The organism is Clostridium sp. D5, assembly GCF_000190355.1.
Taxonomy (GTDB): Bacteria; Bacillota; Clostridia; order Lachnospirales; family Lachnospiraceae; genus Faecalicatena; species Faecalicatena fissicatena_A.
On the sequence record NZ_GL870818.1, the window covers coordinates 149,981 to 171,740 of the forward strand.

Annotated in this window: 18 protein-coding genes; 15 read left to right on the plus strand and 3 right to left on the minus strand. The window is 43.4% G+C overall.

Annotated elements, in window-relative coordinates:
- Positions 1-13 precede the first annotated feature (13 nt).
- The 15 genes from HMPREF0240_RS19120 (at position 14) to HMPREF0240_RS19190 (ending at position 20,277) form a co-directional block, all read left to right on the plus strand.
- A complete protein-coding gene (locus HMPREF0240_RS19120) occupies positions 14-928 on the plus strand; it encodes a sugar phosphate nucleotidyltransferase (protein ID WP_009005066.1) in 915 nt (304 codons plus the stop codon).
- 178 nt (positions 929-1,106) lie between these two features.
- A complete protein-coding gene (locus tag HMPREF0240_RS23580; protein WP_009005067.1) occupies positions 1,107-2,735 on the plus strand; it encodes an S-layer homology domain-containing protein in 1,629 nt (542 codons plus the stop codon).
- Positions 2,736-2,758: 23 nt separating this feature from the next.
- Entirely contained in the window at positions 2,759-3,751 is a 993-nt protein-coding gene (locus tag HMPREF0240_RS19130) for a glycosyltransferase family 2 protein (RefSeq protein ID WP_035314197.1), read from the plus strand.
- Positions 3,752-3,822: 71 nt separating this feature from the next.
- Positions 3,823-5,352 (plus strand): glucosyltransferase domain-containing protein, encoded by a 1,530-nt coding sequence (locus HMPREF0240_RS19135; protein ID WP_009005069.1) that lies wholly within the window; start codon positions 3,823-3,825, stop codon positions 5,350-5,352.
- A 314-nt stretch (positions 5,353-5,666) separates the two neighbouring features.
- Positions 5,667-7,070: an undecaprenyl-phosphate glucose phosphotransferase gene (locus tag HMPREF0240_RS19140; protein ID WP_035314198.1), complete on the plus strand. Its 1,404-nt coding sequence runs from the start codon at positions 5,667-5,669 to the stop codon at positions 7,068-7,070.
- 29 nt (positions 7,071-7,099) lie between these two features.
- The gene (locus tag HMPREF0240_RS19145) at positions 7,100-8,317 is read left to right on the plus strand and encodes an LCP family protein (protein ID WP_047776395.1); all 1,218 of its coding nucleotides are present in this window, start codon (positions 7,100-7,102) and stop codon (positions 8,315-8,317) included.
- Positions 8,318-8,328: 11 nt separating this feature from the next.
- On the plus strand, positions 8,329-9,246 hold the full coding sequence (locus HMPREF0240_RS19150; protein WP_009005072.1) for a glycosyltransferase family 2 protein: 918 nt from the start codon (positions 8,329-8,331) through the stop codon (positions 9,244-9,246).
- A gap of 95 nt (positions 9,247-9,341) precedes the next feature.
- Complete coding sequence (locus HMPREF0240_RS19155; protein WP_035314199.1) at positions 9,342-10,655, plus strand: LCP family protein; 1,314 nt, start codon at positions 9,342-9,344, stop codon at positions 10,653-10,655.
- Positions 10,656-10,679: 24 nt separating this feature from the next.
- Entirely contained in the window at positions 10,680-12,110 is a 1,431-nt protein-coding gene (locus HMPREF0240_RS19160) for a cohesin domain-containing protein (RefSeq protein WP_035314241.1), read from the plus strand.
- Between the two features lie 235 nt (positions 12,111-12,345).
- On the plus strand, positions 12,346-13,122 hold the full coding sequence (locus HMPREF0240_RS19165; protein ID WP_009005075.1) for an ABC transporter permease: 777 nt from the start codon (positions 12,346-12,348) through the stop codon (positions 13,120-13,122).
- Between the two features lie 9 nt (positions 13,123-13,131).
- Positions 13,132-13,869 carry an ABC transporter ATP-binding protein gene (locus HMPREF0240_RS19170; RefSeq protein ID WP_009005076.1) on the plus strand — a complete coding sequence of 246 codons (738 nt, stop codon included), beginning with the start codon at positions 13,132-13,134 and terminating at the stop codon, positions 13,867-13,869.
- 19 nt (positions 13,870-13,888) lie between these two features.
- Positions 13,889-14,482 carry a hypothetical protein gene (locus tag HMPREF0240_RS19175; RefSeq protein WP_009005077.1) on the plus strand — a complete coding sequence of 198 codons (594 nt, stop codon included), beginning with the start codon at positions 13,889-13,891 and terminating at the stop codon, positions 14,480-14,482.
- 25 nt (positions 14,483-14,507) lie between these two features.
- On the plus strand, positions 14,508-16,997 hold the full coding sequence (locus tag HMPREF0240_RS19180) for a glycosyltransferase family 2 protein (protein WP_009005078.1): 2,490 nt from the start codon (positions 14,508-14,510) through the stop codon (positions 16,995-16,997).
- 45 nt (positions 16,998-17,042) lie between these two features.
- Positions 17,043-18,869, plus strand: a complete 1,827-nt coding sequence (glmS, locus tag HMPREF0240_RS19185; protein WP_009005079.1) for a glutamine--fructose-6-phosphate transaminase (isomerizing) — start codon at positions 17,043-17,045, stop codon at positions 18,867-18,869.
- Positions 18,870-18,972: 103 nt separating this feature from the next.
- Positions 18,973-20,277 carry a trypsin-like peptidase domain-containing protein gene (locus tag HMPREF0240_RS19190; RefSeq protein WP_009005080.1) on the plus strand — a complete coding sequence of 435 codons (1,305 nt, stop codon included), beginning with the start codon at positions 18,973-18,975 and terminating at the stop codon, positions 20,275-20,277.
- A 99-nt stretch (positions 20,278-20,376) separates the two neighbouring features.
- Here the strand turns inward: HMPREF0240_RS19190 and HMPREF0240_RS19195 are convergent, their stop codons facing one another.
- The 3 genes from HMPREF0240_RS19195 to HMPREF0240_RS25100 all read right to left on the minus strand — a co-directional run.
- Positions 20,377-20,994, minus strand: coding sequence for a manganese catalase family protein (locus HMPREF0240_RS19195; protein ID WP_009005081.1), 618 nt, complete (start codon positions 20,992-20,994; stop codon positions 20,377-20,379).
- A gap of 3 nt (positions 20,995-20,997) precedes the next feature.
- Positions 20,998-21,267 (minus strand): spore coat protein CotJB, encoded by a 270-nt coding sequence (locus HMPREF0240_RS19200; protein ID WP_009005082.1) that lies wholly within the window; start codon positions 21,265-21,267, stop codon positions 20,998-21,000.
- A partial coding sequence (locus HMPREF0240_RS25100) for a spore coat associated protein CotJA (RefSeq protein WP_035314201.1) occupies positions 21,264-21,760 on the minus strand: 497 nt, incomplete at its 5' end. The genes HMPREF0240_RS25100 and HMPREF0240_RS19200, both read right to left, overlap by 4 nt.

Genomic DNA, 21,760 nt, shown 5'->3' on the forward strand with positions numbered 1-21,760 from the left:
AAAGGAGATAAACATGAGTAAAGCTACATTAGTGATCATGGCGGCAGGGATTGGAAGCAGATTCGGCGGAGGCATCAAGCAGCTGGAGCCGATTGGCCCCAACGGAGAGATCATCATGGACTATTCGATCTATGATGCCATGGAAGCCGGATTTGATAAAGTTGTTTTTGTAATCAGAAGAGATCTGGAAAAAGACTTCAAGGAAGTAATAGGAAACAGGATTGAGAAGGTCATCGATGTTGACTATGCCTACCAGGAAGTGGATGATATCCCTTCTCCATATAAAGAGCGGTTTGCAGGAAGAACAAAACCGTGGGGAACCGGTCAGGCGATTCTGTGCTGCAAGGATGTGGTAGACGCTCCGTTTCTTGTGATCAATGCGGATGACTATTACGGAAAGCAGGCATTCAAAGAAGGCTTTGAATATCTGACAGGAGAAACCGGCAGTGGCAATACGGAGATCTGCATGATCAGCTTTGTATTAAAAAATACACTGAGCGACAACGGAGCAGTGACGCGTGGTGTATGTAAAGTTGACGGGAACGGGATGCTGACAGATATTGAGGAGACTCATAATGTGGAAAAGATTGACGGACGTGCAGTGGCAAGGACAGAAAGCGGCGGCAGGGAAATTGATCTGGAATCCCCGGTATCCATGAACATGTGGGGACTGAGGCCGGACTTCTTCAAAATACTTGTGGAAGGTTTTGAGGAGTTTCTGAGTAAGACTGATGCGGAAAATCTAAAAGCCGAATACCTCCTTCCAACGATCATAGGGGAGCTGCTGGAAGAAGGGAAATTAACGGTCAGGGTGCTGAAGTCCGAGGATAAATGGTTTGGAGTAACTTATAAGGAAGATAAAGATGCTGTGGTTTCAGCGGTAAGGGGACTTGTTGATGCGGGAGTATATCCGGAGAAGTTATTTTAGAATTGGGTAAGAAGAAGGCATATGTATCTGAAAAGAGGATACATATGCCTTTATGCTTGAAGAACTCTATTGAGGTAACAGTTCAGACAGGTCTGAACTGTTACCTATTGACAAGGACAGGATAAACTATATATACTTAGCAGGTGGGAATTGTTCGAATACAGAGAGGAGAGGCTAGATGACAAAACACATAAGAAGATTTATTGCAGCAGTACTTGGAATTAGTGTGATAACGCTTGGCTTACCGGTAAGTGGGACAATCAGTTTTGCGGCAGCAGAAGACGGGGGGGCAGTTACACGGGATTTTCAGAATATAGATAACAGTGAATTCACGGGAGATTACGGCGATAACGCAGAAAACAGCGGAGAATCGGCGGCGGATAATGATGCAGTTGCAGCAGATAATGAAAAATATACGGAGAATAATGAAGAATTGCCGGCCGGCAGCGGCGGGGCCATATCACATAGTGATGATTTTACAGCAGATACCGGCGTTGGTATAGAAGGCTCAGAAGAACAGACAGACGGCGGCAAACGTGAAAACAGTTGGCGGTATGAGGATGGAAATCCCGTATCTGGTGTAGAACTCTATGCACAATCCCCAAATGCATGGGAAAAGGTGAACGGAGTCTATGTAAACAGTGCAGGAAATGTGATTGTCGGGGCTTCTAAAAAGGGCATTGATGTCAGCGAACATCAGGGTATGATTGACTGGGAAAAGGTGAAGGCTGATGGTATTGACTTCGCAATACTTCGCTGCGGATATGGCGATAACTATTCAAATCAGGACGACAAGCAATGGGCAAGAAATGTTTCGGAATGTGAGCGACTTGGCATACCATATGGAGTTTATATCTACTCTTATGCCACAAACACCAGCATGGCCAAAAGTGAGGCAGAACATGTCCTGCGTCTGTTAAAAGGCCATTCACCATCCTATCCGGTGTATCTGGACATGGAAGACAACTCAACTGCAGGGGTGGGAACAAAAATGCTTGGCAGCATCGCGAAAACTTTCTGCGATATGATTTCTAATGCCGGATACAAAACGGGGATTTATGCAAATCTGGATTGGTGGAGCCGGCTTCTGACAGACTCCGTGTTTCATAACGGTTCATGGTCAAAATGGGTGGCACAGTATAACACCACATGTGATTATGGCGGCAGTTATGATATTTGGCAGTGTACCTCATCCGGGAAAGTAAATGGGATCAGCGGAAATGTGGATCTGAATTTCTGGATGGATGATTCACTCCCTTTTAAAGATTTAAGCAAAGACAGCTGGTGTTATGACGCTGTTTATTATATGTATTGGAATGGATTGATGACGGGACTGAATTCAACAACGTTCGGTGCATCTGAAAAGGTAAGCAGGGGACAGTTTGTTACTATATTGTATCGTATGTCAGGATCACCCCAGGTGTCATATTCATCCAGATTTCCGGATGTAAAAGAGAATGAGTTCTATACCAGCGGTGCATTATGGGCGGCCTCGGCAGGGATTACAACGGGATATGAGAATGGGCATTTTGGCCCCGGGGATCAGATCACCCGCGAACAGATGGCGGTTATGCTGAACCGATACGCAAAATACAGAGGATATGGTGTATCTGCCAGCGGCAGCCTGGACCAGTTCCGCGATGGAGGTATGACCAGTCCATTTGCAGTGGAATCTGTGAAATGGGCTGTAGGGGCAGGTATCATCAGCGGAAATGGGGATGGCTCGCTGGCTCCTGGCAGTGCAACTGATCGTGCGGCATGCGCCACAATGCTGATGCGCTACATGACTGGAATAGAAGGAAAATAAAGAAATTAGAAGTGAGGATATGTATGGAAGTAACAATTATCATTCCAAATTACAATGGCAGACATTTTATGGAGCCATGTCTGAAATCTCTTGCCAGGCAAAGCTGTAAAGATTTCAGGATACTTGTTGTAGACAACTGTTCGACAGATGGCAGCCTGGATTTTATGAGAGACACATATCCGAACATACAAGTGGAAGCGCTGGATAAGAATTATGGTTTCAGCTATGCTGTGAATAAAGGTATTAAGATGGCTGACACCCCTTATGTAATATTGCTGAATAATGACACGGTTGTTGAAAAGCACTATGTAGAGGAGATGGTCAGGGCAATTAAAAGAAGCCCGAAGATCTTTTCTGTGAGCAGTAAAATGATACAGCTGCATCATCCGGAATTAATCGACAGTGCAGGGGATCTGTATACCTTGCTGGGGTGGGGGATCTGCCGTGGGGTTGGCCGGTCGGTGGAGAATTACAGAAGGCGTGATCAGATTTTTTCGGCATGTGCGGGCGCTGCAATTTACAGGAGATCTGTTTTTAAGATAATAGGTTATTTTGATGAGTGCCATTTTGCATATCTGGAGGATATTGATATCGGATACCGTGCAAAGATTTACGGATATCAGAATACTTACTGCCCGGCTGCTCTGGTGCGTCACGTAGGCAGCGGTACGAGTGGGTCAAAATATAATACATTTAAAGTGAAGTTGTCGGCAAGAAACAGTATTTATCTGAATTACAAGAATATGCCTGTACCACAGCTGGTATTGAATATTTTGCCACTGGCGGCCGGTTATGTAATAAAGTATTTGTTTTTCTGTAAAAATGGATTCGGAAAAGATTACTGCGAAGGCATAAAAGAAGGGCTGAATACATTGAGGGTATGTAAAAAAGTACCGTTTCGCTGGAAATTCTTTTTTAACTACTGCAGAATTGAATGGGAGCTTTTTGCCAATACGTGGGCTTATGCTGCAGACTGGGGGAAAAGAAAACTGAAAAGGAAGTCTGAAGGATTATAACAAAAGAGTAGAACCGGGGTCTGCAGTGGCTTAAAACACTGCAGACTCTGCTTTATCAGGAGAATTTACAGATGAGAATAGTTAATTTTTTAAAGAAAAACAGGACAGTTTTTATTGCAGCAGGGGTCTTATCGTTTTTGTGTTTTATCTATATGATAGTAAATCCGGGGATCTCCATAGATGAAGAAACCTGGATACAGATAGAGGAACCTTTTGCAAAATGGTTTGTGCAGGGAAGATGGGGGATTGATTTATTCAACTGTCTTTCCATGGATGGGGGACGATATGCACCCGTTTTATGGGACATTCTTGCTATTCTTCTGTGGAATGCAGGTGGGATGCTGTTTAGCTTTGCTTTATTCGGAAAAGACATAAAAAAAGTTCCTTTGTTCTTTTTTCAGGCATATTTTTGTTCCCTCCCGTTCGTGATGGGCGAGATGTTTTCCTTTTCCATGTTCAGTCTGCAGATCGCATCAGGTATGCTGAGTACAGCAGGGGGATTTATGTTCAGCGTTGAAGCAGCAGAAGAAAACAGCAGGAAAAAATGGCTGTATGCTTTACTGATGCTTATATATGCATTTTCTGTTTACCAGGCTTACACATGTGTCTACGTGACAGCGGTTGTAGCGTATTGCCTGAAAAACTATCTGGAAGGACAGGCCGGACTGGGAAGAAAACTGGTGAAATGGGCGGGCGTTTTTGCCGGAGGCCTTATTGGATACTATGGTATTTATCTGCTGTTAATGAAACTATTCGGGGCATCCAGTTATCTGGCAGATAATTATGTGGGATGGTTTGATGAGGGCGGCATAGGAAAGGCCCTGTTCATGGCAGTGGCAAACATTGCACGTGTATCTTTCGCGATTCCGGTCAGTGGTGAATATATATATGGAGGCGAAGTAATCCGGATAGTTACCGCGTTGTTTGTCATCTTTGCAGTATGGGCCTTTTTTAAAGAAAAACGGGCAGTGAGAAGGCTGGGAGTTTTGTTTTATACAGTGGCATTGACGGCAGCACCTTTTGTATTATACCTGGCTCTTGGAACGTACAAGACACATGGGCGGACACTACTGGGACTTTCCCTGTCAGGTGCGGTTGAGATTTATCTGATTCTCTCAGTTCTGAAAGGAACACTACTGAAACGTGCAGGGATAATTGCAGGAGCATATTTGCTGTTTTTGAATGCAAAGAATATGAATATACTCTTTTATTCTGCGAATGTTGCGTACGAGTACGATAAAAATGTAGCGAACCAGATTATGTATGATATAAAAAGGCAGGGGATTGCATATCAGGACAAAGCAGTTGTTTTTGTCGGAATGGAGCCTATGGATAATGTGGGACTTCAAAAGTCTGATACGGTCGGAAGTTCCATATTCGAATGGGACGATGGTAATATCTCCAGAATGTGCAACTTTATGAAAACAGAAGGATACCGGATGAGCCAGCCAACGCCGGCTCAGATCGAACAGGCACTTGAACTGACGGAAGATATGGGGACATGGCCTCAGGAGAATAGTATAAAGGAAACAGAAGACACTGTTATAGTATTTTTGTCAGAGCCTACGGATAAATGGTATAAAATCAACCTGGGCAGGTAAAGAAGCTGCACTTGCAAAACTGAATAATATTACGGAATTATTAAGAGAATGTTAAAGATCACATATATTTCACTTGTCCTTTTACCGAAAATATTGTATCATATAACAGATAATGTAGAACCTAATTATTGAATAAAGAATTATAATAGATTTATACCCAACGGGCACCCCGTAATGCATGCCCTGCGGGCGGGTCCGCAGTAAACTGCAGAATATGGTATACCCAGAGGGCACCCCGTAATTCATGCCCTTCGGGCAGGTCCGCAGTAAACTGCAGAATATGGTATAATATATAAACGAGTAAGGTGAAAATAATGATTAAAGATAATCAGAAATATTTGAACCGGATGCAGGTGGTATTGGACGGGCTGGTTATCATGGCCTCGTACGCGCTTGCCTGGTATCTGAGATTCAAAAGTGGACTGATGGAGGTGGATGAGTGGTATCTGCCTTTCGAAATATATATGCGGGCGCTGACATATATAGTTCCTGGATATTTGGTTTTATATGGCTGTTTCCAGGTGTATACACCAAAGCGAGTACAGGGAAGACGGCTGGAAGCATGGCATATCACACAGGCTAATGTGATAGGACTTTTGGGCTTCATTCTGATTCTTTACCTGACCAATGAGCCCAACTTTTCACGGAAGATGATTTTCATATTCTTCCTGGTGAATGTTTTCCTGGAGGTGCTCTCCAGAAATCTGATACGGTATTTTCTGCGCAATATCAGAAAGAACGGATACAATCAGAAACATATGATTCTGGTCGGATACAGCCGGGCGGCTGAGCAGTATATAGACCGTATTATAGCTAATCCGGAATGGGGATATTCCATCAGAGGAATTCTGGATGACCATCAGCCAAGGGGGACGGAATATAAAGGCGTGAAAGTAATCGGAAGCATCGATAATCTTCTAATTATCCTTCCTCAGAACAGAGTCGACGAGATCGCGATAACACTTGGAATTGATGAATACCATAAGTTGGAATATATTGTAAACATGTGTGAAAAGTCCGGCGTGCATACAAAATTTATTCCGGACTATAATAATATTATTCCGACAAAGCCGTATACAGAAGATCTGCTGGGACTGCCTGTGATTAATATCAGGCATGTGCCTCTGAATAATACTGTTAATAAAGTGGTGAAAAGAGGCGTGGATATTTTTGGTGCGGTTGTGGCAATTGTTTTATTTTCACCAATTATGCTGTTTACTGCACTGGTGATAAAAGGGACCTCCCCTGGTCCGCTTATATTCAGCCAGGAGAGAGTAGGGCTGCAGAATAAACCGTTTGCCATGTACAAATTCCGCTCTATGGTTGTGCAGGAGGCAGAAAAAGAAAAAAGTAAATGGACTACCAAGAATGACCCCAGGGTTACAACGGTAGGAAAGTTTATCCGTAAAACAAGTATAGATGAACTGCCACAGCTTTTTAACGTTTTGAAAGGCGATATGAGCCTGGTGGGTCCGAGGCCCGAACGGCCGCTTTTTGTTGAAAAGTTCAGGGAGGAAATACCAAGATACATGGTAAAGCACCAGGTACGGCCAGGCCTGACCGGATGGGCGCAGGTAAATGGGCTTCGAGGAGATACCTCTATCAGAAAGCGTATTGAATACGATCTGTACTATATTGAGAACTGGACGATAGGATTTGATTTTAAAATTTTGTTCCTGACGTTTTTTAAAGGTTTTGTAAACAAAAATGCCTATTAGGCGGAGATCAATTTTAAGGGGAAGTGAAAATGGCTAGAAAAAAATCCAAGAGTAAAATGACAAAGCAGCAGCGTGCTTTGTTACATAAGAGGAAAATGAGAAAAAGAATTATATTGCTTGTAGTTGAGGTGATTCTTCTTCTTGTTTTAGGAGCAGCTGCTTATGCGATGTCCAAACTGGATAAACTGGATTTTCAGACTGTCGACACCTCGAACCTGGAGATTTACCAGGATACGGGCGAATTTACCAATATTGCACTGTTCGGACTGGACTCCAGAGAAGGAGAGCTGGACGGCGGAGTAAGAAGCGATTGTATTATGATCGCAAGTATAGATAATAAAACAAAGAATGTAAAAATTGTATCGGTATTCAGGGACACGCTTACTCAGCAGGATGATGGAACATATGAGAAGGCAAATGCCGCATATTCATTCGGTGGTCCGGAGGAGGCCATTGCTCTCCTGAACCGGAATTTTGATCTGGATATTCAAAAGTATATGAGTGTGAATTTTAATGCTCTGGCAGATGTGATTGATTTGCTTGGCGGAATTGAGATTGACCTGACTGCTGAAGAGGTATTCTGGACAAATGGATACTGTACAGAAACATCACAGGTTGTGGGGAGAAAAACAACAGAACTGACTGAGCCAGGCAATCAGGTGCTGGACGGGATTCAGGCAGTATCATATGCCAGAATCCGATATACAGAAGGAGATGACTATAAACGTGCCGAACGCCAGAGAACTGTTTTGCAGAAAGTTGTGGATAAGGCGAAAACTGCAAGTCTGCCTACATTAAATAGAATAATTGATCAGGTATTGCCGCAGGTATCTACTAATTTGTCTACAAGCGATTTTGTAGGGCTGGCTGCGAGTGCCGCAAGGTATAAGATTGGAGAAATGTCAGGATTCCCGTTCGATGTTACGACGTCTGAAGATGTTATCGGGCTGGAGGGTTCTTTCGTTGTTTCGATTGGGTTTGCTGATAATGTAAAACAACTGCACAAGTTTCTGTTTGGAGCAGAAAACTATCAGGTGTCCGACAGGGTCATCCGGATAGACAGCGATGTTGCCTATCTGACTGGAATATCGGGTTCTGACTATGAGAATACGGGCAGCACAGATGATGGCACAGCCGGTACGGATGATTATGGATATACAGATACCCAGGACACAGGGGATTATGGTGGCTATTCAGACGGTTCAGATGGCAGCGGAACTGATTACGGAGATACTGCAGGATATTAGGAGAAGCATTTATGGACAGACCGACAGTGGATATTATAATTCCCACTTACAAACCGGATATAAAATTTGAAAACCTGATCAGAGGGCTGATCAGGCAGTCTTATCCCATACAGAATATTTTTATCATTCATACCAGAGGCGGGCGGTTCCCCTGGGAAACTGCGGGGCTGGACGACAGAGTGACTGTGAAAGAGATCGGGAAAGAAGCATTTGACCACGGTGGAACACGACGTATGGCCGCAGGCTTAAGCAAAGCAGATATCTTTATCTGTATGACCCAGGATGCGGTTCCCGCAGACCGTGATCTTGTAATGCATCTGGCAGAAGCTTTCGAGAATGCAAATGTGGCCTGTGCCTATGCAAGGCAGCTGCCGGACGAAAAGTGTGATGTGATTGAACGGTATACGAGAAGCTTTAATTATCCGGCAGAAGGCTGTGTAAAAGATATACAATCTGTTGATAAATTAGGTATAAAAGCATTTTTCTGTTCAAATGTTTGCGCTGCATACCGGCGTTCTTATTATGAGGAGCTGGGGGGATTTGTAAAAAAGGCGATTTTTAACGAAGATATGATTATGGCGGGAAGACTACTGAAAGCAGGGTACAGTTGTGTTTATGCTGCAAAGGCAGAAGTGATACATTCACACAATTATTCCTGTATACAGCAGTTAAAAAGAAATTTTGATGTAGCAGTCTCGCAGGTTGACAATCCGGATGTATTTGACGGTGTCAAATCGGAAAGTGAAGGGATCCGGCTGGTGAAAGATACTGCCGGTTATCTCATTAAGATTAGGAAGCCATGGCTGATCATACCGCTTACTGTAAAAAGCGGTTTTAAGTTCCTGGGATACAAACTGGGGCGGAATTATAAACACCTTCCACAAAGGCTAGTAGTAAAGCTCTCTTCAAATCCTAAATATTGGTACTGAAGCAGGAATAAAACGGAAATTAAGATTGAAGTTTGACTGGAAGTATTGTATGATTAATTGTGATCATGAATTCGATGTTTTGGGAAGGATTTACAATGGCGAGAAAAAAGAATATTAGAAAACGAGGAAGAAGAGCGAAGAGAGGATTTGCATCCTGGGCAGTATGGAAGAAAGCACTGGCTATTGCAGGGGGAACGGTTGTTCTGCTTACAACTGCAGGTGTAGCCTTTGCGGCATCAAAGCTTGGAAAACTTGAGACTACAACGCTGGATGCTTCAAAATTGAATATATCAACAGAAGTTGAGCATAATGAAACTGGATATCTGAATGTCGCACTGTTTGGTCTTGACACCAGAGAGGGTATGCCGGAAGAAGGAGAACGAAGCGATACCATTATCATAGCAAGCCTTAACCGGGAGAATAAAGAAGTCAGATTATGTTCCGTGTTCAGAGATACGCTGCTCCAGCAGGATGACGGTTCCTATAATAAAGCCAATGCAGCTTATTCGTTTGGCGGGCCGGAAGAAGCGATCGCCATGCTGAATAAGAATCTCGATATGGACATACAGCATTATGTGACGGTTAATTTTAATGCACTTGTGGATGTTGTAGATGAACTGGGAGGCATAGAGCTGGATCTGACGCCGGAAGAAGTTTTCTGGACAAACGGTTACTGCACTGAGACATCCAGAGTAACGGGAAAGACGACAACGGAACTGACCCAGCCGGGCAAACAGATTCTGGACGGAGTTCAGGCTACTTCTTACTGCCGGATTCGTTATACAACGGGCGATGATTTTAAGCGGGCGGAGAGACAGCGTACGGTGTTGGAACAGATTGTTAAGAAAGCCCAGACAGCTGATCTTTCAACGATAAATAGGATTATTGATAAAGTGTTCCCTAAGATAGAGACTAATTTTTCACTGACGGAAATCCTGGCTTATGCCAAGGATGCTTTTGCTTATAATTTAACAGAAATGAGCGGTTTTCCATTTGACAATTCAACGGCAAGTTTATCAGGAGTAGGCAGTTCGGTTATTCCGGAAACATTGCAGAGCAACGTACTTCAGCTTCATGAATTTTTCTTTGGTAATGACGGATACAGTCCGTCTTCGACAGTGGCTTCTATCAGCACCGAGATAGGCGGTTATGCTATGAATACAATTTCTGATGAAGAGGCCGCTACTTATGAGCCGCAGGAAGGTTATTATTATGGCGGCACAACCCAGGACAGCGGCAGCACGGATAATACAGAAAGTACCGGGGGCACCGGAGGCGGTGCAGCGCCGGAAAATACGGTACCGGAAAGCGGTGGAAACGGTTCTGACACAGGTGTTACTGGTGAACAGCCTGAGAGCGGAGCGGCCGGAGGCGGAACTTCGGATCAGGGAAGCGGAACAGAACAATAACAAATGGCAAAAGAGGTAGAGAAGATGAAGAAATCATTCAAAAAGATAGGAGCTGCATTATTGACATTGTGTCTGACGGTTTCATGTTTTTCATTTGTTGCATTTGCAGCAGAAGGAACTTTGCAGTTTTCAGATCCCTCGGGAGCGGCAGGAGAAAATGTTACAGTAACTGCGAAGGTTATTTCCGGAGCAGAGGGTGTCGCCGTTGGAGATACGGATATTACGGTTACTTATGATCCTTCTATATTAAAGTTCGTAAGCGGAACGAATGCATCAGGAGGAGAAGGTACAGTGAAGTTGTCTGCCAAAGGTGACGGAACATCGACTGAGGTAAATTATACAATGGAATTTACCGCACTGAAGGAAGGGACAACAACTCTTGAGGCAAAGGAGTATACGGCGTATCTGGCTTCTGACGAATCACTGAATCTTACACTGGGGACTTCTCAGGTAACTATAGAAGGCGGAACACCTGTCTCAGATGAAGAGGCAGGCACAAAAGATAACAAGGCGAGTTCAGGAGGACTTCAGGTGACTGTGGATGGTAAGACATACACGGTTAATGAGAATTTTTCAGAGGCAGCTATACCGAATGGATTTGCGGCAGCTGATACAGAACTGGACGGAAAGTCAACAAAGGCAATGCTTCAGGAGTCAAGCGGACAGTATATGTTTTATCTGCAGGACAGCGAAGGAAATTCAGACTATTTCCTTTACAGCAGTGATGACGGTTCATTTGCTCAGACAGCAGTAGTGGATGTGAATTCTTCATTTTCTATCTATCTGATGGATCATAAGGATAAAGAGGGTCTGCCTTCAGAATATAAAGAAACGACTACGGATATAAGTGGTAAAGTATTTACAGCGTGGCAGAATACATCTGAAAAAGAGTACTATCTTGTATATGCACTCAGCAGCGAGGGCACAAAAGGGTATTATCAGTACGACACAACTGAGAAAACCTACCAGAGATATACGGTTCCTGTTGTAGAGAAAAAAGAGAGCAGCAATACCCTGACTGATAAGCTTACAAATTTCGTTACTAAATATATGACAATTATTATGTGCGCTGTATGGGGTGTATTTCTTATCATGCTGGTCATTATCATAGTTCTGGCAGTGAAACTTAGCCGACGGAATCAGGAACTGGATGATCTGTATGATGAATATGATATTGACGGTGATGACTCAGACGATTTACCGAAGACCAGGAAAAAGGACAGAGAGCAGTTTGTTGGCTTCCAGGATGACGATGATGAGTATGATGACGAATACAATGACGATTATGACGATGACTTTGAAGAATATGATGATGACTTTGAAGACGAGTATGCGGATGACGATGACGATTATGATGATGAGTTTGAAGAATACGAAGAGGAAGAAACTCCGCCAGCCAGGAACAGAAAGAAAAAAGAAGATGATGATTATTCAGTAGATTTTATTGATCTATAGCAGTCTGTTGAATGTGGAAAAAAATGGCTGGGAGAACCAGCCATTTTTCACGTGACATGGATCTGAGCCAGTAAAGTAGAGAATCAGGCGGGGAAAAAATCATTGCCCTATATAGAACCGGGTGCTATAATGGATAAGAAAAATTAGCGGAAAAACCTGGCAGTATCCCGGGATACTGCCAGATTGTATTATAAGTCAATTTTTTTACCGCTGAAGAAGAGGAGAAGAAACTGTTTTGTCAAGATATATTCAGAATTTTTTGAAATTTAAACCTCTGTTGGGGGAACTGGTTGCCAGGGATATAAAAATTAAATACAGAAGGTCAGTCCTTGGAGTATTGTGGACGTTGTTAAATCCACTGTGTATGATGATAATATTGTCAGTTGTGTTTTCAAATCTGTTTAAATTCGACATAGAAAATTTTCCGCTGTATATTCTGAGCGGTCAGGTGGTATTTAATTTTTATTCGGATGCCACTTCAGGGGCGATGTCGGCCATAATAGGAAGTGCAGCTTTGATTAAAAAAGTGTACGTTCCTAAATACTTATTTGTTTTATCCAGAGTTTTTTCCAGTACGATTAATCTGATGGCTTCATTTACAGCGATGCTGATTGTTATGGCGGCAACCAGGACTGAGATGCACTGGACTGCGTTTCTGTTCCCCATCCCGCTGATCCTGCTGGTTCTGTTTTCGCTGGGAATCGGCCTGATACTGGCGGCAGTTACAGTTAAATTCAGGGATGTCATACACTTATACGGAGTTTTTGTAACTGGCCTGCTGTATTTAACTCCTGTTATTTATCCGATGTCGATCTTACCGGACTGGTTAAATAAAGTGGTTATGCTTAACCCGCTCACCAATATTGTGATGATGTTCCGTGATGTGATGTTAAACAACAGCGTGTTTAGTTTATCATCCCTGCTGATTGCAGCCGTAGAGGCGTTTGTGTCTATGGGTATTGGTCTGTACGTCTTTTATAAGAACCAGGATAAGTTTATTTTAAATATTTAGGAGATGGGTATGGATAGAAGAACAGTTGTAAAAGTAGAAAATGTATCAATGAGGTTTAACCTTTCCTCTGAAAAGTTTGACAGTTTTAAGGAATACATTATAAAAAGTATCAAAAACCAGGTTTCTTATGATGAATTCTGGGCACTGAAAGATGTATCTTTTGAAGTACTGCAGGGAGACTCTCTGGGGCTGATCGGACTCAATGGAAGCGGAAAAAGTACTATGCTTAAAACGATTGCGGGAGTATTAAAGCCTACAGAAGGTTCGGTGGCAGTTAACGGTAATGTGGCGCCTTTGATTGAGCTTGGAGCAGGATTTGATTTTGATCTGACGGCGAAGGAGAATGTCTATCTGAATGGTGCACTCCTGGGATATTCACGTAAAATGATGGAAGGATACTATAATGACATCGTAGAGTTTTCCGAATTACATGACTTTATGGATGTTCCTGTAAAGAATTTTTCTTCGGGTATGGTATCCAGGCTGGCATTTGCAATCGCAACAATTGGTACGCCTGATATATTGATTGTCGATGAAGTGCTTTCTGTTGGAGACTTCCGTTTTCAGCAAAAATGTGAAGAACGGATTCATCGGATGATGGATTCAGGGACAACAATATTGTTTGTATCTCACAGTATTGAGCAGGTAAAATCTATCTGTAACAAGATTGTCTGGCTTGAAAAGGGGCATCTGAAAAGATTTGGGGATGCTCTGGAAATCTGTGAAGAATATAGTAAATGCTATTGATAAGTGCTGAGGAGATAAGATGAAGAAAATGAAAAGTCTGATTATTATTATTCTTATACTCGCGGCTACATTTTTGTATGCGCATATAGGAAAAAATAATCTGGTATATGATAAAAATGTTGATAACAGTCAGTATATTGCAACAGGAGCTGTAGCAAAGATAGAGCAGACCTTTGTCAGTAAGGAGAAAACTCTGGACGGGTTTCGTGCCAAATGCCAGGTGATTGGCGATGTGAGGGGGATGAAGGTAAAGTATTCTCTGATAGACATGAAAGATGGGAAAGAGCTTGCACAGGGAACTACAGATGCAGAAAAAATTAAGAATGGCCGGTTCTATTATTTTAGATTTGATACAGTAGAAAATTGCGAGGGAAATACGTATAAAGTCATTTTTGAAAATGAGGGATCTGATGAATCAAAAGGAATTGGATTCAGTATTCAGCCTGAGACAGAGGAAGGAACGGATCTCATAATCAAAGGGGTAGATACTACAGGCACAATGATCGTCAAAGCAGTGACACAAAGATTTGATCTGGAGACTTTTGTTGTAATGCTGGTGTTTATACTGTATATCGCAGTTTTCATTAAATTTTTGTATAAGTTATTCAAATAGGCAGATTCAGAAAGAGAAGGATTATATGGATTTTAAATATTATATCGATCAGAAAAAGTTTAGAGTGAAACCGACAGAAAGATATATCCGTGTAAATGGCTGGTGTTTTGAGAAGCAGGGAAAACCATTTACTTATGAATCGGAGATTAATGGTGTATTGGTAGAAAGCAGAATTAAGAAGATTGCGAGACCGGATGTCCAGAACAAGTTTAAGAGCAAGTACAGCCCGGCTGCAGATACCGGATTTCATATTAAGACTTATGTAGACGGCAGTGCAACTCCCGAAAGCTATCGGCTGTACCTGAGACAGGGCAGCAGCAGAAAATGCATTGTATCAATGGAAAAGAAAGAAATTGTTGCTCTAAAGGATGAAAGTACGATCTCTTACAATATCGATTGGGTGCACGTTGAGCCGCTTAAAATTGTGCTATCAGGCTGGGCTGTATCTACTTCGGGTACAGATAAGGTCCATGTAGCTGTAAAGGATGAATCCGGTAAGACGCTGAAAATAAAAATGCAGAGGGTAAAGAGAACGGATGTAGAGGAAGCAGGACTTATTGATGTTTCGAATGTGGAATGCGGGTTTGTGGCCGAATTCATATGTGAACCTGAAAAGTGCTATACACTGGTGATAGAAGATGGTGTCAAGCGGAAAAAGATTCAGCTGGATCCGGTGAAACTGAAAAAGTATGAGAGGGCGCAGCACAGTAAGCAGTTTGCAGTCCGATTTGTAAAGGCGTTAAATAAAAAGAACATTAAAAAAGGCATGAAATATCTGCGTGAAAATGGCATACATGGTCTGAAAGACCACATTTTGTCTTGTGTCAATGCACAGGGGAAGTCATACCAGCAGTGGTTTGAAGAAAATAAAGCTACCGAAGCAGATCTGAAGAGACAGCGGGAGACTGTCTTTGAATGGCAGCCTAAGATCAGTATTATTGTTCCTACTTATAAAACTCCGGAGGTATTTTTGAGGGAGATGATCGATTCTGTCAGAAATCAATCTTATGAAAACTGGGAGCTCTGTATCGCTGACGGCAGCGGCGGCGACAGCACTGTGGAAAGAATTCTGGAAGAATATGCTGCTATGGACAGCAGAATCAGATACAGTTTATTAAAGGAAAACCTTGGTATATCCGGCAATACAAATGCGGCGCTGGACATGGTGAACGGGGATTATGTGGGGCTGTTTGACCACGATGATGTGTTGACGCCGGATGCTCTCTATGAGGTCACAAACGCATTGCAGGAATGTAAGTATGATATTCTCTATACAGACGAAGATAAAATGAACGGGGATGGTTCGGAGTTCAGTGATCCGAATTTTAAACCGGATTTCAGTATGGATTTATTCCGGTCCCATAATTACATTACTCATTTCTTCGTAGTGAAGACCGAAATTATCAGGAAAATAGGCGGTTTCAGAAGCGATTTTGACGGTTCACAGGATTATGACCTGATGTTCAGATGTATTGAAGAGTCTGAGCAGATCAGACATATACCGAAGATTTTATATCACTGGAGAATCCATATGAATTCTGTGGCCGGTGATCCTTCAAGCAAAATGTATGCGTATGAAGCCGGAAAACATGCAATAGAAGAGCACCTGAAACGTGTTGGAACTGAAGCATCGGTAGAACATGTAGGACTATGGGGAATGTATCATGTAAAATATGCTACCCCGGGAGATCCAAAGATATCAATTATAATACCGAATAAAGATCATATAGAGGATTTGAAAATCTGTATTAATTCTATTCAGAGCCGGAGTGTTTATAAAAATTATGAATTTATTATCATTGAAAATAACAGCAGTGAGAAGAAAACCTTTGAATATTATAAATACCTGGAGGCTCAATATTCAAACATTAAAGTGGTATACTGGAAAGAAGGATTTAACTATTCTTCCATCAATAACTTTGGTGTACAGTACGCAGCAGGAGACTATCTGCTTTTCCTGAATAATGATACAGAGATGATAACGGAAAATGCACTTGCCGAGATGCTTGGTATATGTATGAGGGCGGACGTAGGTGCCGTTGGAGCTAAGCTGTTGTATGCAGATGATACAGTGCAGCATGCAGGAATCGTAATCGGTTTTGGAAACTACGCAGGCCATGTGCACGTAGGACTGAAACGCGATGACTATGGATACATGGTAAGAGCACGGATTAACTGTAACTACAGTGCGGTAACCGCTGCATGCCTGATGACGAAGAGAGCTCTTTTCGAGGAAGTCGGCGGATTTGATGAACAATTTGCTGTTGCATGCAATGATGTGGATCTCTGTCTCAAATTTAGAAAGGCCGGCAAACTGGTTGTTTATAATGCGTTTTCAGAGTGGCATCATTATGAATCAAAGTCAAGAGGCTACGAAGATACTCCGGAAAAGTTAAAACGCTTTGAGAAGGAAGTGGAAAAATTCCAGAAAAAATGGCCGGAGATTCTTGAAAATGGTGATCCGTTCTATAACCCTAATTTTGCAATTAACCAGGCACCGTATACGCTGGCCTGATAATATGTTACTGGATGAGTTTGACAGTATGAAAGGAGTCACAAGATGTGTGGAATAGTTGGATATGTAGGTGAAAAACAGGCAGCCCCGATTTTGCTGGACGGTTTGTCAAAACTGGAATACCGCGGTTATGATTCTGCCGGGATTGCAGTTTATGACGGACAGGAGATTGAAATGAAGAAGTCCAAGGGACGTCTGAAGGTGCTGAATGAACTGACACATGATGGTGCAACCCTGCCGGGAACGGTTGGCATAGGGCATACGAGATGGGCAACCCACGGGGAGCCGTCCGATGTCAATGCGCACCCACATTTCAATAAAGACGAAAGCATCGTCGTAGTACACAATGGAATTATAGAGAATTATCTGAAACTGAAAAACAAGCTGACAAGCAAAGGTTATGAGTTTATTTCGGATACCGATACAGAGGTAATTGCCCATCTTCTGGATTATTATTATCAGGGCAATCCACTGCAGACGATCACGAAGATTATGCACCGCATGGAGGGCTCCTATGCACTGGGGATCATGTTCAAAGACCATCCGGATGAACTGTATGCGGTTCGAAAAGACAGTCCGTTGATTGTCGGTAAATCAGAGGGCGGCTGCATTATTGCGTCCGATGTACCGGCAGTGCTGAGATATACAAGAGATGTTTATTTTATAGAAAATGAAGAAATCGTCAGAATGACCGACAGCTCCATGGAGTTTTTCAATGTGGATGAGGAAACGATTGAGAAGGAATCCACCCATATTGAATGGGATGTGGATGCGGCGGAAAAAGGCGGATATGAGCATTTTATGCTAAAGGAGATGTACGAGCAGCCAAAAGCAATTACAGATACCTTCTCACCGCGTATTAAGGGCAGCGATATTGTGATAGAAGAGCTGAATATGACTGACGAGGAGATACAAAAGATCAGCAAGATCATGATCGTAGCCTGCGGCTCTGCATATCATGCGGGAATGACAAGCAAATATGTATTCGAGGGGATGGCACGCATTCCTGTAGAGGTAGACCTGGCTTCGGAATACCGGTACCGGGACCCGATTATCGGGGAAGGAACTTTGGTTGTCATTATCAGCCAGTCCGGTGAGACCGCGGATTCACTGGCCGCACTTCGGGAGTCAAAGGCAAGAGGGGCCAGGGTTCTGGGCATCGTGAATGTAGTGGGAAGTTCCATTGCCAGGGAGGCTGACAATGTCATGTATACATGGGCAGGGCCGGAGATAGCAGTGGCTACAACCAAAGCATACTCCTGTCAGCTCATCGCTATGTATCTGCTGGCTATGAAGTTTGCAAAAGTGCGTGGAAAGATAGCGGATGAGGAGCTGAAGAATTATATTGAGGACCTGAAACGGATTCCGGATCAGGTGGAGCTGCTCCTGAATAATAAAAACAGAATACAGAAATTTGCCAACAGATATCTGGCGGCACGAGATGTATTCTTTATTGGAAGGGGCATTGATTATTCTATATCCATGGAAGGCTCACTCAAGCTGAAAGAAATATCTTATATTCACTCGGAAGCATATGCGGCGGGCGAACTGAAGCATGGTACAATATCACTGATAGAAGACGGGACGCTTGTAGCCGCGGTGCTGACTCAGGAAGATCTGTATAAAAAGATGATCAGTAATATGGTAGAAGTCCGAACCCGGGGGGCGTTTGTTCTGGCAGTGACCAATGAGGGCAATGATGAGGTAGAGCGCGCGGCCGATTATGTAATTTACATACCGGAAACAAACCGTTATTTTACAAATTCACTGGCCATAATTCCTCTTCAGCTGTTTGGCTACTATATATCTGTGGGCAGAGGCTGTGACGTGGATAAACCGAGGAATCTTGCCAAATCTGTAACCGTTGAATAAAAAATTGTTACTGTTTCAAAGTTTGTTAAATAAAAGAACACAATTCCATCACAAAGAGCGGCTATTATATCAATATAAAATACAAGAGAAAGAAGGAATTTGTATGGATAACCAGTATAATTATTACAATCCCGAAGGACAGCAGGGAAATGCTCAGTATAGTAGCCAGCCGGAAAACAACAATGATAAGAAAAAACCAAAAAAGAAAATGCCGAAAGCTGTCGTAGTAACAGGATGCGCTCTATTATTCGGAGTTGTATCCAGTGCAACATTTTTAACATCCAATATAGTGGGCAGCAAGGTTCTGGGGCTGAATAATTCTTCTAATGCATCTGCAAAGAGTACGGCTCCGGTTAACAGCAGTTCTCTTACCAAGACGTCCAGCGTCATTACGTCAGATGTGTCAGGTGTTGTGGAGAGCGTAATGCCTTCTATCGTATCGATTACCAATATGAGCGTACAGCAGGTACAGGACTTCTTCGGCAGTGTATCCCAGCAGGAGAGCTCAAGTGCAGGAACAGGTATCATAATTGCCCAGAATGATTCTGAGCTGTTAATTGTGACGAACAATCATGTAGTAGAGGGCAGCGAGACACTGACAGTAACATTTGCTGACGGCACGAGCCTTGAAGCGGATATTAAAGGAACCGACCCGTCCCACGATGTGGCAGTAATTGCAGTGCCGCTGGATACGATTTCCAGTGATACGATGGACGCGATTGCAGTGGCTACGCTGGGAGATTCCTCCAAACTGAAAGTTGGAGAACCGGCTATCGCTATTGGAAATGCACTGGGATACGGACAGTCAGTTACGACAGGGGTTATCAGTGCCACAGACCGTGAGAGCACTACAACAGATACAATGACAGGCGAAACCAGCACAAGTGATGTCAGGCTGATCCAGACAGATGCAGCCATAAACCCCGGCAACAGCGGTGGTGCTCTGGTGAATGCCAACGGAGAAGTGATAGGAATTAACTCTTCAAAACTTGTAGGAAGCTCTGTTGAAGGTGTCGGCTACGCTATTCCGATCAGTGATGTTTCTGATATTATAACGAATCTGATGAATCAGAAGACAAAATCCAAAGTTGCAGAGGCTGACAGAGGATATCTTGGAATAGAAGGAATAGATGTGACTTCCGAGAATGCCCAGAGATTTAATATGCCGCTTGGTGTCTATGTGACAGATGTTATAAGCGGAGGCGGTGCAAAAACTGCAGGTATGACAAAAGGCGGAGTCATAACAGAATTGAATGGGACAACAATTGACAGCATGAAAACGCTGCAGGAAGAGTTGAAATATTATGCAAAAGGCGATACAGTGACTGTTACAGTGGAGGTTCCCGGAAGTAACGGTGAGTATACCCCAAATACTTATCAGGTAACACTGGGAGCAAAATCCGAATAGTCTGCCTGGAATATGACTTACCAAAATACAACAGGGCTGCACCTAAAAGGGGCAGCCCTGTTTTGGTTTGTATCAGGCAATGCGTTAACAACTCTGGGTCTATTTGCAGCCGCAGTCCTGACGTATATCAAATTCAGGATTGATGGCATAGAAGTTTTTACTGTCCAGATTATCCTGGACAATACGAAGACTTTCCCCGAATCTCTGATAGTGAACGATTTCGCGTTCTCTCAGGAAACGTATCGGATCGCAGACGTCTGGATCTTTTACCAGTCTCAGGATATTGTCGTAAGTCGTTCTTGCTTTTTGTTCAGCGGCCATATCCTCGTGAAGGTCGGTGATCGGATCGCCTTTGGACTGAAAAACGGTTGCTGTCCACGGTGTTCCGCTTGCGGCCTGCGGCCAGAGTGCAAGTGTATGATCTACATAGTAGTTGCCAAAACCGGATTTTTCGATTTCTTCCGGTGTCAGATTTCTGGTGAGCTGGTGGACGATGGCACAGATCATTTCCATATGAGCCAGTTCTTCTGTTCCGATATCAGTCAGGATTCCGGTCACTTCTTTGTACGGCATTGTGTATCTCTGGGAGAGATAACGCATTGATGCCGCGAGCTCACCATCGGGCCCGCCGAATTGTGTAATAATGATCTGAGCAATTTTTGGATTGGTTTGCGTAATTTTTACAGGATACTGCAGTCTTTTTTCATAACCCCACATATACTAACATCCTCCTTCCTGCCATGGCCATGGCTCATTGACCCAGTCCCACCTGTCAGCGCAGGAATAGACAGTGGTGTCGATTGTTAGAGGACCAAAGTATGCGGCATATTCTTTCAGAGCCTCATTTCTCATGCGGCTGTACTCACGGAAGTAAGCGAGTGCATCTTCATCGCAGGGGTGGGTGTCAAGAAAAAGCTTTACATCATCCACAGCGAAACTGACCGCATTGATATGGTCAAGTAAATCTTTTCTGCATGGACGTTCACTCATCGATTACATCCTCCTCTTCCATGAAATGGTTTTATGAGATCTTCAAAGATCGTACCTTTTTGGAATCCTTTACAAGGTTCACATAGATTCTGCCATTTCTGCCAGGGCACATAAGCCATAGCAAGCGGAAAATCCTCCAATGCATCATAACGGCATCCACATTTCTTCTCTGGATGGCGCTCCGGAGTGCGGCACCCACACGGCTCGGGATTCTTCTGTTCCGGGCGGCATCCACATGGTTCAGGTCTGCGGGGTTCCGGAGTACGGCATCCGCACTGTTCCGGTTTACGCTGCTCCGGAGTACGGCATCCGCACTGTTCCGGTTTACGCTGTTCCGGAGTACGACATCCGCACTGTTCCGGTTTACGCTGTTCCGGAGTACGGCATCCGCACTGTTCCGGTTTACGCTGCTCCGGAGTACGGCATCCGCACTGTTCCGGTTTACGCTGTTCCGGAGTACGGCATTCGCACTGTTCTTGGTTTACGCTGTTCC

Bases quoted from the DNA above. Each gene is read 5' to 3' on its own strand.
- HMPREF0240_RS19140 (WP_035314198.1), top strand. From the start codon at position 5,667: ATGATTAAAGATAATCAGAAATATTTGAACCGGATGCAGGTGGTATTG.
- glmS (WP_009005079.1), top strand. From the start codon at position 17,043: ATGTGTGGAATAGTTGGATATGTAGGTGAAAAACAGGCAGCCCCGATT.
- HMPREF0240_RS19160 (WP_035314241.1), top strand. From the start codon at position 10,680: ATGAAGAAATCATTCAAAAAGATAGGAGCTGCATTATTGACATTGTGT.
- HMPREF0240_RS19135 (WP_009005069.1), top strand. From the start codon at position 3,823: ATGAGAATAGTTAATTTTTTAAAGAAAAACAGGACAGTTTTTATTGCA.
- HMPREF0240_RS19120 (WP_009005066.1), top strand. From the start codon at position 14: ATGAGTAAAGCTACATTAGTGATCATGGCGGCAGGGATTGGAAGCAGA.
- HMPREF0240_RS19195 (WP_009005081.1), bottom strand. From the start codon at position 20,994: ATGTGGGGTTATGAAAAAAGACTGCAGTATCCTGTAAAAATTACGCAA.
- HMPREF0240_RS19175 (WP_009005077.1), top strand. From the start codon at position 13,889: ATGAAGAAAATGAAAAGTCTGATTATTATTATTCTTATACTCGCGGCT.
- HMPREF0240_RS23580 (WP_009005067.1), top strand. From the start codon at position 1,107: ATGACAAAACACATAAGAAGATTTATTGCAGCAGTACTTGGAATTAGT.
- HMPREF0240_RS19130 (WP_035314197.1), top strand. From the start codon at position 2,759: ATGGAAGTAACAATTATCATTCCAAATTACAATGGCAGACATTTTATG.
- HMPREF0240_RS19145 (WP_047776395.1), top strand. From the start codon at position 7,100: ATGGCTAGAAAAAAATCCAAGAGTAAAATGACAAAGCAGCAGCGTGCT.
- HMPREF0240_RS19150 (WP_009005072.1), top strand. From the start codon at position 8,329: ATGGACAGACCGACAGTGGATATTATAATTCCCACTTACAAACCGGAT.
- HMPREF0240_RS19200 (WP_009005082.1), bottom strand. From the start codon at position 21,267: ATGAGTGAACGTCCATGCAGAAAAGATTTACTTGACCATATCAATGCG.
- HMPREF0240_RS19155 (WP_035314199.1), top strand. From the start codon at position 9,342: ATGGCGAGAAAAAAGAATATTAGAAAACGAGGAAGAAGAGCGAAGAGA.
- HMPREF0240_RS19190 (WP_009005080.1), top strand. From the start codon at position 18,973: ATGGATAACCAGTATAATTATTACAATCCCGAAGGACAGCAGGGAAAT.
- HMPREF0240_RS19170 (WP_009005076.1), top strand. From the start codon at position 13,132: ATGGATAGAAGAACAGTTGTAAAAGTAGAAAATGTATCAATGAGGTTT.
- HMPREF0240_RS19180 (WP_009005078.1), top strand. From the start codon at position 14,508: ATGGATTTTAAATATTATATCGATCAGAAAAAGTTTAGAGTGAAACCG.